Raw genomic sequence first — 13,980 nt, forward strand, 5'->3', positions numbered from 1 at the left:
TCAATTCCATCGCGTGACGCTAGAGAGCAGTTGGTGATTTGCGGGGGTGAGTAAGTGACGAAGCTGAGCGTGGGGCGCATGGCTCTTATTGGGGCGGCCGGGCTGGCGCTCGTGTCGGTGGGCTATAGCGTGCGGCGCGACAGGCCGCAGGAGAAGGAAAGCGCGGCGTCCGCGCCTTTCGCAGCGGCCGGGCAGCAGCCGTCCGATCCGGAGAGCGTCATTCGCGGCTTGCAGGACAGGGTGGGCGCCACTCCCAATGACGCGGAAGGCTGGCAGATGCTGGGCTGGGCCTATTTCGAGAGCGGACGGCATGCCGATGCCGCGCGGGCGTACCGGCGGGCGGTGAAGCTGGCGCCGGATAATGCGACCTTCTGGTCATCGCTGGGTGAAGCGGTGGTGATGGCGAGCGAGCGCGATCCCATGCCCAAGGAGGCGGCGGATGCGTTCCAAAAAGCGGTCAAGCTCGATCCCAAGGAACCGCGCGCGCGCTACTTCCAGGCGGTGCGCAAGGACCTGGCGAAGGATCATGAAGGCGCGATCCGCGACTGGCTGGCGCTGCTGGCCGACACGCCGCCCGGCGCGCCATGGGAAGCGGATTTGCGCCGGACCATCGAGCAGGTGGGCAAGATCAATGGGGTTGAGGTCAAGGATAGGCTGGCGGCGGTAAAACAGGCCGCGCCGCATCCGCCCATCGGATCGGTGGCGACGGCGGCAATTCCTGGGCCTAGCCGGGAGCAGATGCAGGCGGCGGCGCAGCTTCCCAAGGGTCAGCAGGATGCGATGATCGAAAACATGGTGTCGGGGCTGGAGGGCAAGCTGAAGGCCAATCCCGGCAATATCGACGGATGGATCATGTTGATGCGCAGCCGGATGACGCTGGGCGAGACGGCGAAAGCGCAAGCGGCCTTCGAGGCGGCGCGGAAGGCCAATCCGGGGCAGGCCGGGCGGTTGCGGGATGAGGCGCGGGTGCTTGGGGTGCCGGGGGTTTCATAAAGGGGCGGGAGACTGTGCTTTCCTCGTCACCCCGGAGTTGATCCGGGGTCTCACTTACTTTCACCATCGGCGTTCATTTTAAACAAGCGGAACCCCGGGTCCAGCCCGGGGTGACGGCAGCGGACAAGATATCAAGGCGGAAGAGGTAGCAGACGCAGCGGAACACTCGCCACCTTCGCCCGTTGCAGTCTGAAATGACAGCCGACCCAGCGATCTTCGACCCGCCGCCGGATTCGGTGGCTTTCTATACCGAGAGCCTCCAGCATCTGGTGGAGTCCGGTATCCCATTCATGCTGTCGGGCACCTATGCGCTGGGATGCCATACCGGGATCGTGCGGCCGACGAAGGATCTCGATGTCTTCTGCAAGGCCGGCGACGCGCCGCGCATCCTTTCTTATTTCAAGCATCTTGGACATGCGGTCGAGTTTGAGGATGAGCGGTGGATCGGGAAGGTCTGGAAGGACAAGAACTTCTTCGACGTGATCTATAACATCTCATCGGCCAGCGTGCCGGTGACCGAGGAATGGTTCCGCGATGCCGCTTATGCCGAGGTTTATGGCATAGAGGTTAGGATCACCCCGCCCACTGAATTCATCCTGTCCAAGATCTTTATCCAGGACCGCTATCGCTATGACGGCGCCGATGTCGTCCACATGATCCTGAAACAGCATGAGCGGATCAACTGGCAATGGCTGCTCGATTCCATGGAGCTGCATTGGGAATTGCTGCTCATTCACCTGCTCAACTTTCGATTCATCTACCCGACCGAACGGCATTGCGTCCCCTTATGGCTGTTCGAGGAGCTGCTGGGCCGCCTGCAGACACGGGCGGAACTGCCGGTGCCCAATATCCGGGTGTGCCGGGGGCGGCTGTTGTCCCCGCGCGACTATCTGATCGACATCACCGAATGGGGCTTCGCCGATGTGGTCGGCAAGGGTCTTGAGGAGAGCCATGACCGGAACAAATGAAGCCGCACGGAATGAGGGGCTGACGCTTGCGGCGATCGGCGACCTTCATGTCACAGACACGTCCGAACATCGTTACCGTGTGATGTTCGAGGAGATTTCGGAAAAGGCGGACATATTGGCGCTGTGCGGGGACCTCACCAATTTCGGCAAGACGCGCGAGGCAGAGATTTTGGCCGAGGATCTGCGCGCCTGCTCCATCCCGATCGTCGCGGTGCTTGGCAATCATGATTATGAATGCGGCCAGCCCGAGGAGGTCTCGCGCATCCTGCATGGCGCGGGCGTCACGGTGCTCGATGACCAGGCGGTGGAGATAAAGGGCGTCGGCTTTGCCGGGGTGAAGGGCTTTGTCGGCGGTTTCGGCCGGGGGGAGCTGGGCGCGTTTGGCGAGAAGGCCATTAAGACTTTCGTCGAGGAAGCGATCAACGAAGCGCGCAAGCTGGAAAATGCGTTGCGCTCGCTTCGAACCGACCGCTGCGTCGCAGTGCTGCATTATGCCCCGGTGGTCGATACGGTCGAAGGCGAGCCGCCGGAAATCTTTCCCTTTCTGGGTTCGTCCCGCTTGGCGGAGGCGATCGACCGGTTCGACAATGTGCGCTTTGCCGTGCATGGACATGCCCATCGCGGCGCGTTCGAGGGACGGACGCCGCGCGGGGTGCCGGTGTACAATTGCGCGCAGTTCGTGGTGTCGGAGAAATTTGACCGGCCCTATGCGCTGATCGCGATCTGACCTACCCCGCCGTCGAGGCGATGGATGCTGAAACCGGGTCGAAGGGCGCGCAGCAAGTCTCACTTGAGCGGCTGATAGCTTTAGTCGCTCGGCATCTCAACTGATATAGTAGAGATATGATGAAGTTCCGCAGGATAGACTTCATAATGCTCACGCAAGCCACCCTACCGCAACCATGCCCCACCATCCTGACCATTCCCGGCCTGCTGAACAGCGGGCCCGGGCATTGGCAGACGATTTGGGAAACCGAACTGCCCAACTGCCGCCGCGTCGAATTGGGCAGTTGGAACCGGCCGCATCGCAATAGCTGGGTCAGCAACCTCAATGAAGCGATCGCGCGGTGAAGGGGCCGGTGATCCTGGCGGCGCACAGCCTGGGGTCCCATGCGGTCGCCTGGTGGGCGGCGCTGGAATGCCGGGAATGGAGCCACAAGATAGCGGGGTCGCTGCTGGTCGCACCGCCCGAGGTCGATGTGGGCGGCATCGATTCCCGATTGCTGAGCTTTGCGCCCTCGCCCAAGGCGCTGCTCCCTTTCCCATCGATCGTCGTGGCGAGCCGCGATGATCCCTATATCCGGTTCGAGCGGGCGCGGCAGTTGGCGCGGTTCTGGGGCAGCCGCTTCGCTGATCCGGGACAGGCGGGCCACATCAACGCGGACTCCGGCCTTGGCGAATGGCAGTTCGGGCAATTTCTCCTGACCCGCCTCAGCGGCGCGGGCGCTGCGGAGGATCAGCCAAGCCCTTGGGGCGCTGGATCGCAAGGGGAGAGCAGATTGGAACCCAAGGCCCAGTTCAACGCTTGAAGGCGGCAAGATACATGTATATCACCATCCACCATGATGAAAACATATGTATCGTTAAGTCGGTTTGCGCTGGGTTGTATAGCCCTGTGCTGGAACGGAACCGGTTGGGCGGCCGCTGAAGGGGCAGGGTCGGCTTTCCGGTTGAGCGGCACTGTTCGCCTGCGTCATGAAATCATCTACGGGCAAGCGCGTGCAGGTTTCGATGCTGAAGATTCGCTGACGAATATTCGGACGCAGCTGCTGGCGGAATATCAGGCTGACGGATGGAGGCTAGGCGCGGAACTGTTTGACAGCCGTGCTTGGGGTGCTGACCCCGGAACGCCGATCTCGACCAATGAGGTCAATACGCTGGAGCTGGTGCAGGCTTATGCGGCGCGGGATTGGAAGGATCCGTTCGGCAGGGGAAGCAGCCTGGGCGTGACGCTGGGCCGGATGACGCTGAACCTGGGATCGCGGCGGCTGGTGGCGGCAGATGATTATCGCAACACGACCAATGGCTATACCGGCATCCGCACCGATCTGGCGGCGGCGAAGGGGTGGAAGGCGACCTTTATCTATACGCTGCCGCAAATGCGTCGGCCCGATGACGCGGAGGGCGTGCGGGATCATAAGGTGCGGCTCGACAAGGAGAGCTTTGACCTGGTGCTGTGGGGCGGGCTGGTCAGCAAGGCCAAGGCGCTCGGTCCGGTAATGGCGGAGGTCAGCTATTTCCACCTGGGTGAGCGTGACGCGCCGGGACGGCCGACGCGCGATCGGTCGTTGAATACGTTTGGCGGGCGGATCATGACCGATCCCGCGCCCGGGCGGTTAGACTATGAGGTAGAGGCTTTCTACCAATGGGGTGGCATCAATGCGTCGCTCGCGCTTACCGCCGTCCGGCAGGATGTCAGCGCCAGCTTCGTCCATGCCGATGTCGGCTACAGTCTAGCTGACAAGTGGAAAACACGCTTCTCGGTGGAGTTCGACCGGGCAAGCGGCGACAGGTCAGGCGGCAGCTATGGCCGGTTCGACACGCTGCTCGGCATGCGCCGTGCGGACTTCGCGCCCGCGGGCCTCTATAATGCCATCACCCGCGCCAACATCGTGACGCCGGGCGTGCGTGTGGAAGCGACCCCGGACAAGCGGCTGGACTGGTTCCTGTCCTACCGCGCCATGTGGCTGGACTCCGCGACCGACGGTTTCGCGACGACGGGCGTGCGCGACGCGAGCGGTCGGTCAGGGAGATTCGCCGGACATCAGGTTGAAGGGCGCATACGCTATTGGCTGATCCCATCGCGGCTGCGGTTTGAATATGACGGGCTGCTGCTGGCAAAGGGCCGGTTCCTGCGTGACGCGCCCAATGCGCCGCCGAAGGACTGGACGGTGTATAATTCATTCAACCTTACAGCGAGCTTCTAGACGGTTCGGCTAGGTCCGTCGCGGGTGATTCGGGCTCCTCCGGCTCGATGCCGATCGCAACGCGGCCTGCATCGGTGATCACCACGCCGATCGCGTGGCCACCCTCGGTCCGCCAAGCGTCTGCGTAAGCGGGCAGTTCCACCTCTGCGGCAAGGCCGCGGCGTATAAGCGCCTGGACAGCCTTGCGGATGCGGGCAGGGGCCTCGCCTACCGCGGCAGGCGGCGGCAGCAGGCTGCCATTGTCGCGCGGCGCGGCGGTGGCCAGCAGGACCAGTTGAATGTCGCTCAACCGAACGGACTCCTTCAAGGGTGCAGGCATGAGCGCCGCTCCCACCACCCAAAGCCCCGTGGATTGTCATCCTCCGAGGGCAGCGGCACTCAATTCGGCCGCTCGTCACGACATCAGCGTTCGCTCTGTTGGGCCACCAAGTCGAGTAGAATGTGCAAGGATAAGGAGACTTTGGGAGGTGCATCGGCGGGAGGACGCCTCGTTAGCGGAGCGAACGCTAATCCGTCCTTTGTCACTGATCGTCTGTAGATCGATAAGCGACAGGCGCGCTTTAAGATGGGGGTGGATATCCAGCAGCGCCTTGGTCTTACTATACGCCGCCTCCGCGAGGCCAAGGGTTGGAGTCGGGAGGATGATGCCGATCGGGCCGGCATCCACCGCACCGTTTACGGTGCCGCTCTTCGACGCTTACATGCGACGAATAATGCTGGAAAATCTCCTGCAAAATCGAGGGCGCCCAAAGACTGGGACCGCGTTACCGATCTGTTTTTTGGTAAATGCTGGAATTTCCGCCACCGCAAACATGGCGCGACGCGCGAGCCGTCTTGGAGTAGCATCATATAAGCCGCGTCATGCAGTCGTTTGGCGCGCCGGCACGCCTTCAAGAAAAGGCGGCATGGAGAGGAGGGCGTTATTTTGCGTAGCCTGATGCAGGACTGGCCCCTTACCGTCGATAAGATACTGGATCACGCCAAGGTCTGGCATGGTGACCGCGAAATTGTCAGCCGCTCGGTCGAAGGGCCGATCGTTCGGACAAGCTATGCGCAGGTGCATGAACGGGCCAAGCGGGTGTCCAACGCCCTCAAGGCGTTGGGGATCGTGCCGGGAGATCGTGTTGCGACACTGGCATGGAACACGGCCCGCCACCTGGAAGTCTGGTATGGTATCATGGGCATTGGGGCGGTGTGCCATACGCTCAATCCCCGTCTGTTTGCTGAGCAGCTTTGCTACATCATCAACCATGCCGAAGATCGCGTCATCCTGACGGATCTGACCTTCCTGCCCATGTTGGCGGAACATCGATTCAAGATGCCCACGGTCGAAGCCATCATCGTCATGACCGATCGCGAGCACATGCAGAACAGCCCTTGGCAGGATGCCCACTGCTACGAGGATCTGGTCGCGCAGAGTTCCCCGGACTGTGCATGGGGCGGGTTTGATGAGAACAGCCCGGCGGGACTGTGCTACACGTCGGGCACGACCGGGCAGCCAAAGGGCGTGCTCTATTCCCATCGTTCGAATTTCCTGCGTACGCTGGCCACATTGTCGGTCGAGATGCTCGGCATTTCAGCGGCTGATACCATCATGCCGGTTGTACCAATGTTTCATGCCAATGCCTGGGGGCTGGCCTTTTCCGGTCCGGCGGTCGGCGCCAAACTGGTCCTGCCCGGACCAAAGCTGGACGGAGCGTCGATCCATGAGCTGTTGGAGGCGGAGGGAGTTACCTTCACGGCGGCGGTCCCGACCGTGTGGCAGATGCTGTTGACGCATTTGCGGGAAACGAATGGCAGGCTGACGACGCTCAAGCGCGTCAAGATCGGCGGCTCGGCGCTGCCCGAGGCAATCGCGCGTGCGTTCCGGGATGATTATGGTGTGGAAGTGAGCCAGCTTTGGGGGATGACGGAAACCTCGCCCGTGGGCACCATTGGTGAACTGGTGCCGGAGGTGGCAGCCATGGCAGAGGAAGCGCAGCTGGGCTATCGACTGAAGCAGGGACGCGCGCCGGTGACGCTGGAGATGCGGTTGACCGATGACGCGGGCAATGTCCTGCCGCATGATGGCGTTACCTGCGGCCATCTTCAGGTAAAGGGCCCCTATGTCGTCGGCGAATATTTCAAGGGCGATGGCGGCGTCATATTGGATGGCGACGGATTTTTCGATACGGGCGATGTCGCCACCATCGATGGCTTTGGCTTCATGCAAATTACGGACCGAGCCAAGGATATCATCAAGTCGGGCGGCGAATGGATTTCGTCGATCGCAATCGAGAATATCGCGATGGGACACCCGAAAACCGCCAACGCTGCCGTCATCGGCGTGCCCCATCCCAAATGGGATGAACGGCCCTTGCTGCTGATCAAGCTATGCCGTGGCCAAACCGCTGACAAGCAGGAGTTTCTCGCCTTTCTGGACGGCAAGATCGCCAAATGGTGGATGCCTGACGATGTGCAGTTCGTCGACGATATCCCGCTGGGCGCCACGGGTAAGATCGACAAGAAACGGCTCCGCGATCAGTTTACGGGCTATGCTCTGCCTTCATAGCGCGATCTGCGCGATGATCTGGCATCGACATAGGCCGGTCGACGCTCTTACGCTCAGGCACACTCGCCATCCTGAGCACGACAGTCCTTAGAGCCCGAAAAATGCACACCCCTCGAAGCGGGGGAAGCATCTATCTGGCTGAGAAGCATTGCATACATCTCCACAAAGCGCTCATGGACATCTCTAATGTTGCGGTCGCTTGCCGCGTCAGCCAGTTGCCGGTTCTGTAACAATCTTGCCGCATAATATTCTGCGCGGGGACGAGTCAGGTGCACAAATCCTCCGGGGATGGGCGAGCCGGCATTCTCTCCGCAAAGGCACCGGCTTCTAGCTTGCCTTTGAAAAGTAGCCTCGTCCAAATGCTGGGGGCGTGAATGAAGCGAGGCCCGCAGATTACGCAGAAGGGGCGATCAAGTTCCGCCATGCTCCCGCGTGAGAGCCTTCAACGTCGCCTCAGCAAATTGCCACATTCCGGCGCCATATCCTCGATCAGCTGCTCGCGATCATGGCGCTAAAGAGGCGACAGCGTGTCATCGATTGCCCACATACGAATATGGTGCTTCCATCAGGGGTCGGTCTCTCACCGACCCCACTTAATCTTCATCCGCGACAACCGATCGGCGAGGCTATGATGCCCCTCCTCCAGCAGTTCGTTTATGACGTCCTGCACCTCTTGAGGGTGGAAGGGTTGCCCCTTCTCGATCTGCTCCACCATGACATTGAAGGCGCGGATGGCGGAGTCTGTTTCGGAGATCACGCTTCATCATCCCCCTGATCGGCGTCCTCCTCAACATAAACGGTGATCTCCCACGGGCGTAGAAAGCCCTCGGAATGTCGCTGCGATATGTCACGAGTTGCGGTAAATTATGCCCAATCCCCGGCAACATGTTTTCGCGTTGGGAAACCCCTTCCTTGCTCCCGCGCAAGACGATGTAAACCGTTCAGGGACCTTCATCGCTTTCCCGGCGCTTCGCCATTGCCAGCGCCCCGATCATGAACGGCCCGTCATCGCGCCGCCCTTCCCTGATCTGCTCATAGAAAGGCGCATCGCCTATCCCGCGCGCCTCCAGTTCAGCGGCGACGGTTTCCCGGACTTTTTCAAGCTTCAGCATCTGCAAACGCGGGAAAAACATTGAAGTCTTCGGGGGTGAGCGGCCGGGTTGCCAGTGCTGCCCACACATCAAGCGCGGACTCCTTCAGATCGACGCCGCAATCCTGTGCTTCGACCCAGATCTCGTACCGGGCGCGCAGCGCGGCAGTCACTGTCTCGGGATCATGCCCAGCGAAGCCGCGGACGAAAAGGCGCAGGTCCTCAGGGTGCTTCCGCTCCCGCATTATAGCGACGAAGCCTGTGTGCATCTGGTCGGCGTTGCTGAACTTCACTGTGTTGAGATGATCGCAGTAGCCCTGCCAGACAGCACAGGATGCATCCCATTCGGGGCGCTCAATGGACATGACCGACTCCTTCCGATTCGTGAAGCCACTATAGAACAGAAAGAGAACATATGGGAGTCGGTTACTGGACGCTGTACGGGGAACTGGAACGCAATGCCGAACGGCGCGCTTTGCGGGTGGAGGCTTCCCATCCCAAAGTTCAACATCAACATCCGAACGCAGTCCCGTATTTCCGATACGGTCCCGGTCCACAGTGATGATCACACAGCGCTTCGGATCGAGCTTGCTCGGTTTGTAGGTGAGCTTCTAAAGGACCACGCAGACCTCATCTGGGTGGATGAGGACTGGCAAATAGACGTCTCGGACGAGACTGGGCTAATTCTCTACGTGCTAAACATCACCGCGATGAAAACGGCGGCAACAGCAAGCATCCCCTAATCCTAACTGCAGGCACAGGAAAAGCCGCTTGCGATACCTGCCCGCCGGCGTCGGTGGCAGCCTGCGTTCGCCCCTTTTCCGCCCATGACCTGCTGTTCCGGTTCGCGGTGGTAAGCTGCCACGTCCCAGGCGCCCAACTTCCGACATTCAATCGGGCAAGAGAAATGCCGATGGCACGCATAACGCCGTGCCTATCACTCCCGATGCCGCAAGGCGTAGGCCATCAAACATCAACCAAGCTGCCGATTCGAGTGGGCGGTTTCGATTTGAAGCGCGACATCCATGGCTTCGTCATAGGTCCGACCTACAGCGAATTGCGTCACCTTGCCGCCACGCCTTGCTCAATAGCGGACCATCGCCTATCCACCCAAGTGGGACATCCGGACACTCAATGAGCACCCGCTTGACTCCCCCTGTTGTGCATCTCACCTTTCCTGCATGTGCAACCGAGCTGAACGCGGCGACACGCAGAAGGTGCTGAACCTGTTCGGTGCTAGGAAAGGCGCGCGTTTCAACGAGGGACCGCTTCAGACCCATCCAGCCCAGCCCGGCACAGTTATTCGCCTCCAGGATGGTGAGCGGGTGCTGGAGCAGATGACCTGGGGCTTTCCTGTTGCACTCCCCAGCAAGCGAGACCCGACGAAGAAGAACAAGCCGAAGCCCGTGAACAATGCCCGGTTCGACAAGCTGGGCACCTTTTGGAAGCGCTGGACGGTCAACCCGAAGAATCGCTGCCTGATCCCGACCGCGCGGTTTGCCGAAGCGATCGGCGAGCCGCGCCGCATGACCGAGGCATGGATCTCAGTGAAGGATCAGCCAATCTTTGCCTGGGCGGGGCTGTGGTCGAACAGTGATGAATGGGGCTCAGTTTATACCGGCGTCATGACGGAAGCCTGCATCGAACTGATGGATGTTCATGATCGCTCGCCGGTCATTATCGACCCGGAGCATTGGGACACATGGCTGCATGCGCCCCTCGAAGAACTATATCAGTTCCACCAGCCATACCCGGGTGAACGCCTGCTTGTTGAGCGCACCGACAATCTATGGTTCCAGCGGCCGGGCAGCACGCCCGCCTCTCCTACATTCCTGTGAACGGGGAATGAGCGGGGTATTCGCGCGTTGTTCGCCCCAAAGGAGAGATTCCATGAGCGACGACAAGACCAAGACCGGCCCCCGTGATGCCAATCGGGTTTCGATGGGCGAGGACTATGAGGTTTAATATTGGACCAAGCGGTTCAACGTGTCGCGCGACCAGTTGCAGGACGCTGTGCGGGAAGTGGGGAACGGCGTCGATCAGGTCGCGGAATATTTCCAGCGCAAGGGGTGAGAGCCAGCCAGCCTCAAAATTCCAGATCGCGCCGCTCCATTTCTTGGATGAGGGCCTGACTCTCCGGACTCAGATGCTCATGATCCTCGCAGGAACACCAGGCGCGGATGAGTTCGTCGTCTCGCATTTGAGCAAGTTCTAGAGTGTCGTGAGGATCATCCATGCTCAGCCCCTTGCTTCACAGCCACTGATGAAGGCGGCTGACGCTACGGCAAGTGACGGTTAACGTCGTTCGGGTCGCTAAGTTCCTCGCTAGCACCCCGCCTGTCGTTCCGGGTTCATCACCTCAGCCACGGCGTCATAGCTTTCCTCCAGCTCCAGCTGCCGTCCGTCAGAGAACACGACCAGCGTCCCGTTATCGGAGGGTTGGAAATAGTCGATTTGCGCCATGTTCACGGTAACGGGGTTGCCATCGACCAGGGTAAACTCCGCCACAGCGGGAGCTTCGGTCATTGATAGCCCCCTTCCTGCTCGCGCTTCTCGGCTGCATCCTCCTGGGCATCCTCCATGTCCCTCTTCCCCCAGCCGTGAGGCTGGAGAGCTACTCTGCTATGACGACAAGCTTCCACAAACTCGGTTAAATCCAAGTAATTTTCCGTAGTTCAGTAACAGCTCGCGCTACGCTAATGGCCCCTGCTTCGTTCCGGATGATCGCCCTTCGCCTCAGGCTGCTTTTTCCCGGTGTCGATCGTCGTCTTCAGACCACTATCTGCTCCGGTTTTTACGCCAGTGTCAGGTCTGTCCCCCTTGCCGCCGTCGCCGCCCCTGCTGCCACCCCCACCGCCGCCAGATGATGCAGCTATTGCTGTAGACGTTAGTGAGGTGGACAGCATGATCGTCATCGCAGGAGGCACTGTGACAGCAAAACGCCCGCAGTTTTGAAGAAAGCGCCGACGATCTTCACGCGCGCTCAAGCTAGTATCTTCCTCAGACATTACGGACCCCCATCGATCATCAACACCCGGGCATAGCATCGGAAGGCAGCCTTCGTTCCTTGGTCAAGAGTCGTACATCCTTGGTATTATGAGCCTGCGCATATCCACGGCCTGGCCGCGTTCCTGGCAGAGATAGAAATGCTCTGCCTCTTCCTTCGGATGCGGATGTTCCCATCGCAGCGCGTGCAACTCCTCGCGAGACATATCGCCGATCATAGCAGCTCCATCACAGTCGCATGGCGCAGCTTCTCTTCGCCCCGCAAGTGCCGCACCCGAGCCTGCAGCTTCGGCTCCAACCACCGCACAGCCTTACGCTTCTCCGTCTTCACCGGAGGGCTCGATCGCTCCAACTTCTCCGCCGCTGCCCAAAACCGGTCGCGCTCGGTGGCGGTAAGCGTCAGCATGGCTCCGCCGACATATTCAAGCCCGTGGGGCGTCTCGCGCGCGCAGAGGGCAGTTGTGGGCCCGGGTCCCTGCTCCGTCCCAACGATGATGAAGTGATCTTCTGTAAACGCCTTGGTCTTGAGACAGGACGTGCTGTAACCGCTGCGGTAGCGACTGTCCGCCAGCTTGGAGACGATGCCCTCCAGTTCTAGCTCTTCTGCCTGTTGGAAAAACTCGGGTCCGTGTCCGATGATGTGTTCGCTGACCTGGATGCGGAAGGCGGGGTCATGCTCCCCGATGAGCTCTTGCAACCAAGATCGTCGATCGATGCACCGCTCGCGACCGCGACTCCTGCCGTTCGAGTCGGGTTCCTCAGGCTATGACAACAAGAAAAGGGCCGCCCACGAGAGGCGGCCCCATTCTGCGTCGGTATCAGATCAGCGCTGCTGTCCACCCTGATCATCACGGCGTTCCTGCTGGCCGCCGCCCTGCTGCCGCCGCTGCTCATCCTGCTGATTTTGCTGGCCGGGGTTCCGGTCCTGCTGGCCGCTTTGTTGCCGGCCGCCTTGTCCGCCTCCGGTATCCTGCTGTTGCTGTCCAGGATTTTGGTTCTGACGTCCGCCCTGCTGGTTGCCCTGATTTTGATCCGCCATTTTGACGATCCTCTCATGTGCCGGGATGGCGGCCCTTCATACCGTATGATGGGAAGATGGACCGCTCGGGAGCGGTGAAGGGAGGCACCGTAGCGCCGAGCCACCGCCTTGCTGAGACAGGTGGTGAGCCGCTTTGCATCGGCTTCGTGGAGGCATGTGCTTCTCGCCCAACGACTCGCAGGAGAGGCCGTGGTGAGAACGTCCGACGACGCCGCAAATCTACCGCAGCAGGACGCCCGCAAGGCGATTGACGCACTGCTCCGGGGCGATTGCCCCGACGCGATCCAAATCGAGCAAGAGATCGCCTTTCGGCATCAGCTGCGCGCCCTGGCGCTGATGCGCGCTCCATCTGTCATGCATTAGCCATCAACGCTAATCATTGCCTACGTGACGGCTGCCCGGAGCGATAATCCATTAGCTGATCGACGCGGCTCGCAATGTACTTCCATGCGTCCACGCCAGCGCTATCGCCTGCTGTGGCTAGCTCGCCAATCCGATTAGCGATGTGCAAAGGCGCGCAGCCGCCGTGCTGCTTGAGGACCTGCTGAGCGCAGGCCATAGCTACCAATCATCCAGTAACACCCACCCCTCCGAACTGCCGTCCTACCGCGAGTCCCGAATGCCGGTACTTTCTCTTATGATGTGAGGGGCAGCAAGGGCTGCGATCAGTTCGGGACGAAAAGGCTACCGAAGGCGCAGATCGTCAACGCGAGAAGCAGTGCGAACTCCAGCCGAAGAGGCCAAGGGTTGCGACGTCGGATCAAGTCGCCGTAGCGATCCTTCCAGCGATAGCGGCTCATCGGCAGTCCCTCGCCAGCAGCCCGCCGTCGTCCCACTTGGCGACATACTGCGCATGACCGCGCCTGATCTGCTCGCAGGCGACGTTCCGCCCGCCGACATAGACCTGCGCGAGCGTCCGGCCATAGCGATCCTGCCCCACGCGCTGAACGTTGATTTTTTCGCCCATCATTGCCTGAAGGCTGCGCTTGCTGGCTTGCCCATCACCGGGGACGCACGCTCTGCCCGGTCGGCAACCGTGGATCTCAGGAGCGTCGATGCCGAGCAGGCGGACACGTTCTCCACCTATACGCAGGGTATCGCCGTCCACGACGGTAACGGCAGCAGAGAGGAGGATGCCAGCGATCATCGCGGCAGGAATAAATTCCGCAAGCTGGAGGTCAAGCACGAAGTTACCTCCCACTGACCTCTACTTTTTAGTACAATAAGCAGAACCACCATGTTCGTTGAAAATCCGCAGAAACGAGCAGTTTTGGCCAGATTCGGCTGCCGAGGGGTTGTCCTCAGGTTGTGGTACAGTGTGGGTGATTAGGGTCACCGCCAATCACCTAAGACTCTCTGAAGAGTGCGTCAGCTTGGCCACGGGAGACTTGTGGATGAAGACCAGC

19 protein-coding genes and 1 pseudogene are annotated in these 13,980 nt (G+C 60.6%); 10 read left to right on the forward strand and 10 right to left on the reverse strand.

Annotation, left to right across the window (positions count from 1 at the left end; genetic code table 11):
• Positions 1-54 precede the first annotated feature (54 nt).
• The 5 genes and pseudogenes from EP837_RS15695 (at position 55) to EP837_RS15715 (ending at position 4,888) form a co-directional block, all read left to right on the forward strand.
• Positions 55-993 (forward strand): tetratricopeptide repeat protein, encoded by a 939-nt coding sequence (locus EP837_RS15695; RefSeq protein ID WP_380804535.1) that lies wholly within the window; start codon positions 55-57, stop codon positions 991-993.
• Between the two features lie 194 nt (positions 994-1,187).
• Complete coding sequence (locus EP837_RS15700) at positions 1,188-1,961, forward strand: nucleotidyltransferase (RefSeq protein ID WP_066530677.1); 774 nt, start codon at positions 1,188-1,190, stop codon at positions 1,959-1,961.
• The gene (locus tag EP837_RS15705) at positions 1,945-2,688 is read left to right on the forward strand and encodes a metallophosphoesterase family protein (protein ID WP_066530678.1); all 744 of its coding nucleotides are present in this window, start codon (positions 1,945-1,947) and stop codon (positions 2,686-2,688) included. Before EP837_RS15700 ends, EP837_RS15705 begins: the two co-directional genes overlap by 17 nt.
• Positions 2,689-2,834: 146 nt before the next feature.
• Positions 2,835-3,490 (forward strand): annotated as a pseudogene (locus EP837_RS15710) (RBBP9/YdeN family alpha/beta hydrolase).
• Positions 3,491-3,631: 141 nt separating this feature from the next.
• The gene (locus EP837_RS15715; protein ID WP_066530683.1) at positions 3,632-4,888 is read left to right on the forward strand and encodes an alginate export family protein; all 1,257 of its coding nucleotides are present in this window, start codon (positions 3,632-3,634) and stop codon (positions 4,886-4,888) included.
• Here EP837_RS15715 and EP837_RS15720 read toward each other — a convergent pair.
• The gene (locus EP837_RS15720; protein ID WP_197486349.1) at positions 4,872-5,177 is read right to left on the reverse strand and encodes a hypothetical protein; all 306 of its coding nucleotides are present in this window, start codon (positions 5,175-5,177) and stop codon (positions 4,872-4,874) included. The genes EP837_RS15715 and EP837_RS15720 overlap by 17 nt on opposite strands.
• Before the next feature lie 636 nt (positions 5,178-5,813).
• On the opposite strand from EP837_RS15720, the gene EP837_RS15725 reads away from it, so the two are divergent.
• Positions 5,814-7,439, forward strand: coding sequence for a long-chain-fatty-acid--CoA ligase (locus tag EP837_RS15725; RefSeq protein ID WP_082919807.1), 1,626 nt, complete (start codon positions 5,814-5,816; stop codon positions 7,437-7,439).
• Between the two features lie 580 nt (positions 7,440-8,019).
• Here EP837_RS15725 and EP837_RS21090 read toward each other — a convergent pair.
• The 3 genes from EP837_RS21090 to EP837_RS21100 form a co-directional block, all read right to left on the reverse strand.
• Positions 8,020-8,196, reverse strand: coding sequence for a hypothetical protein (locus EP837_RS21090; RefSeq protein WP_156518645.1), 177 nt, complete (start codon positions 8,194-8,196; stop codon positions 8,020-8,022).
• Between the two features lie 184 nt (positions 8,197-8,380).
• Positions 8,381-8,551 carry a hypothetical protein gene (locus EP837_RS21095; RefSeq protein WP_197486421.1) on the reverse strand — a complete coding sequence of 57 codons (171 nt, stop codon included), beginning with the start codon at positions 8,549-8,551 and terminating at the stop codon, positions 8,381-8,383.
• On the reverse strand, positions 8,538-8,702 hold the full coding sequence (locus tag EP837_RS21100) for a hypothetical protein (RefSeq protein WP_156518649.1): 165 nt from the start codon (positions 8,700-8,702) through the stop codon (positions 8,538-8,540). Before EP837_RS21100 ends, EP837_RS21095 begins: the two co-directional genes overlap by 14 nt.
• A 12-nt stretch (positions 8,703-8,714) precedes the next feature.
• On the opposite strand from EP837_RS21100, the gene EP837_RS21105 reads away from it, so the two are divergent.
• The 3 genes from EP837_RS21105 to EP837_RS21630 all read left to right on the forward strand — a co-directional run bounded on the left by EP837_RS21105 (position 8,715) and on the right by EP837_RS21630 (position 10,602).
• A complete protein-coding gene (locus EP837_RS21105) occupies positions 8,715-9,272 on the forward strand; it encodes a DUF6894 family protein (RefSeq protein WP_156518651.1) in 558 nt (185 codons plus the stop codon).
• Between the two features lie 438 nt (positions 9,273-9,710).
• A complete protein-coding gene (locus tag EP837_RS15740; protein WP_066530698.1) occupies positions 9,711-10,367 on the forward strand; it encodes an SOS response-associated peptidase family protein in 657 nt (218 codons plus the stop codon).
• 148 nt (positions 10,368-10,515) lie between these two features.
• Positions 10,516-10,602, forward strand: coding sequence for a DUF3606 domain-containing protein (locus EP837_RS21630; protein WP_082919741.1), 87 nt, complete (start codon positions 10,516-10,518; stop codon positions 10,600-10,602).
• A gap of 13 nt (positions 10,603-10,615) precedes the next feature.
• On the opposite strand, the gene EP837_RS21435 is transcribed toward EP837_RS21630, so the two are convergent.
• From EP837_RS21435 to EP837_RS15755, 4 genes are all read right to left on the reverse strand, one after another.
• Entirely contained in the window at positions 10,616-10,765 is a 150-nt protein-coding gene (locus EP837_RS21435) for a hypothetical protein (protein WP_197486350.1), read from the reverse strand.
• Between the two features lie 89 nt (positions 10,766-10,854).
• Positions 10,855-11,055, reverse strand: a complete 201-nt coding sequence (locus EP837_RS15745) for a hypothetical protein (RefSeq protein ID WP_066530702.1) — start codon at positions 11,053-11,055, stop codon at positions 10,855-10,857.
• Positions 11,056-11,749: 694 nt separating this feature from the next.
• The gene (locus tag EP837_RS15750) at positions 11,750-12,232 is read right to left on the reverse strand and encodes an ATP dependent DNA ligase (protein WP_066530705.1); all 483 of its coding nucleotides are present in this window, start codon (positions 12,230-12,232) and stop codon (positions 11,750-11,752) included.
• 126 nt (positions 12,233-12,358) lie between these two features.
• The gene (locus tag EP837_RS15755; protein ID WP_066530706.1) at positions 12,359-12,574 is read right to left on the reverse strand and encodes a hypothetical protein; all 216 of its coding nucleotides are present in this window, start codon (positions 12,572-12,574) and stop codon (positions 12,359-12,361) included.
• 192 nt (positions 12,575-12,766) lie between these two features.
• On the opposite strand from EP837_RS15755, the gene EP837_RS21115 reads away from it, so the two are divergent.
• A complete protein-coding gene (locus tag EP837_RS21115; RefSeq protein WP_156518653.1) occupies positions 12,767-12,937 on the forward strand; it encodes a hypothetical protein in 171 nt (56 codons plus the stop codon).
• Between the two features lie 13 nt (positions 12,938-12,950).
• On the opposite strand, the gene EP837_RS22095 is transcribed toward EP837_RS21115, so the two are convergent.
• Together EP837_RS22095 and EP837_RS20680 are read right to left on the reverse strand one after the other, a co-directional pair.
• A complete protein-coding gene (locus EP837_RS22095; RefSeq protein WP_443019132.1) occupies positions 12,951-13,133 on the reverse strand; it encodes a DUF6961 family protein in 183 nt (60 codons plus the stop codon).
• 237 nt (positions 13,134-13,370) lie between these two features.
• Positions 13,371-13,721 (reverse strand): thermonuclease family protein, encoded by a 351-nt coding sequence (locus EP837_RS20680; protein ID WP_082919808.1) that lies wholly within the window; start codon positions 13,719-13,721, stop codon positions 13,371-13,373.
• Positions 13,722-13,980: the final 259 nt, after the last annotated feature.

The sequence above is a fragment of the Sphingobium sp. EP60837 genome (assembly GCF_001658005.1).
Taxonomy (GTDB): domain Bacteria; phylum Pseudomonadota; class Alphaproteobacteria; order Sphingomonadales; family Sphingomonadaceae; genus Sphingobium; species Sphingobium tyrosinilyticum.